Origin of the sequence: Sporosarcina contaminans, from assembly GCF_042679045.1 — a bacterium.
In the GTDB taxonomy this organism is placed as follows: Bacteria; Bacillota; Bacilli; order Bacillales_A; family Planococcaceae; genus Sporosarcina; species Sporosarcina contaminans.
This window is the reverse complement of the sequence record NZ_JBHTLT010000063.1, coordinates 1-1,418: the sequence shown is the minus strand read 5'-3', so window position 1 is coordinate 1,418 and position 1,418 is coordinate 1. Positions and strand designations below refer to the sequence as shown.

3 protein-coding genes are annotated in these 1,418 nt (G+C 40.3%); 1 reads left to right on the top strand and 2 read right to left on the bottom strand.

Annotation, left to right across the window (positions count from 1 at the left end; genetic code table 11):
* A partial coding sequence (locus ACFQ38_RS11370) for a helix-turn-helix domain-containing protein (RefSeq protein ID WP_381480969.1) occupies nt 1-306 on the bottom strand: 306 nt, incomplete at its 3' end.
* Nucleotides 307-336: 30 nt separating this feature from the next.
* Entirely contained in the window at nt 337-720 is a 384-nt protein-coding gene (locus ACFQ38_RS11365; protein WP_381480967.1) for a hypothetical protein, read from the bottom strand.
* A 150-nt stretch (nt 721-870) separates the two neighbouring features.
* On the opposite strand from ACFQ38_RS11365, the gene ACFQ38_RS11360 reads away from it, so the two are divergent.
* The gene (locus ACFQ38_RS11360; RefSeq protein ID WP_381480965.1) at nt 871-1,098 is read left to right on the top strand and encodes a helix-turn-helix domain-containing protein; all 228 of its coding nucleotides are present in this window, start codon (nt 871-873) and stop codon (nt 1,096-1,098) included.
* Nucleotides 1,099-1,418 lie beyond the last annotated feature (320 nt).

Here is a 1,418-nt window from a genome sequence, read left to right as displayed (position 1 = left end):
GTCGCCGTTATGGCGTTTCAACTCATGCTGAACAATTACGCCTAAATCTTCTAATTGCTTACATGCACGAATTACAGTACGTCTTGATACCCCTACCATTTCAGCAATCTTATTTTTGGACAAGTAACAGACACCGGGATACTTGCATGAATAACGGTGCAGCACATCTAACACCTCTCGTGTGGAAGGAGTCAGTTGATCCGCAAATTGCTCACGAATAGCAATCGTATTCGCGTTCAATTCGTCCACACTGCTAAATGGTTGCAGGGACATATATGTAGTTTCTGTATTTAGCAATGTAGACAAAGCGATCACCTCACTTTCATTCCTGGTTGGTTATTTCAACAACTTTTCAACTGCCAAGACTTCTAAATCTGTTAACAATTTGTGATACTGCATAATGCGCGACAATCGACGTGTGTACTTATGAGCATCCGTGATGTTGTCCAGTTGGACATCCTTCCGTTTGATATACTCCCGCCGTTGATGAATGACGTCCACATTTGATGAACCAACTGCATTACGTTTCATCCATTGTTCATCCACCCATACCTTTGTACCGCACTGGCAGCACTCATACAGATATTCGATGTACGACTCGTCCGCGTTGCTTGCTTCCACGATATCTTTCTCGCCAGTGAATTTAGCGAGTGACAACTCATAACCTTGTGGATGACAACCAGGGCAAATCTCGTTGATGTACTTGCTTGGTTTACACATATCAATTCCTCCTTTTGTATTTCAGTTGTAAATATCGTAACTTAATTACATAATACATATACATAAAACAAATGTCAATTACAAATTGCGTAATTGGATTGAATAATATATAATCAAAGTACGGATATTACATACAGGGGAGGAATACCATTGGCGAAAGAAGTAAAGTTGAGATTGCGTGTGCTGCTTGCGGAGAAAGAATGGGAGCAAAAGGATTTAGTAGAAAGAACCAATTTAACGAATCGTGCTGTTAGTGACTTGTATAATGACAAAACGAAAAGTTATACAAAGACCACTTTGAATGAACTGGTGCAGGCATTTGAAATCACGGACATGAATGAATTGTTTAAGGTTGTTGAATTTGAAGAAGACAAATAAAAAAAGCGCCCTAATCCAATTAAGGACAGGGCGCTTTACGTTGTTTCCGGCACAACGAACAAAGCCTTTGTAGGCGATAGACTATAAGTAAATCGCAAAGGTCGGTTAGCACATTGCGCAATCCAACGGTCTTTTTCTACAACTTGGTAGATAAGCTATTTACACCATATCATTTTCTTCTTGCATTGTAACTAATCAGCAAGTCTAACGCTTCACCACGTGTCATCTTATCGACTTTGGTTGAGTGATCGACACTAAACACCTTATCAGTGTACGCGCGCTTTAAAAGCGCTCTCATGTCGTCTTGTTGCGTCTTGGGT

Bases quoted from the DNA above. Each gene is read 5' to 3' on its own strand.
- ACFQ38_RS11365 (WP_381480967.1), bottom strand. From the start codon at position 720: ATGTGTAAACCAAGCAAGTACATCAACGAGATTTGCCCTGGTTGTCAT.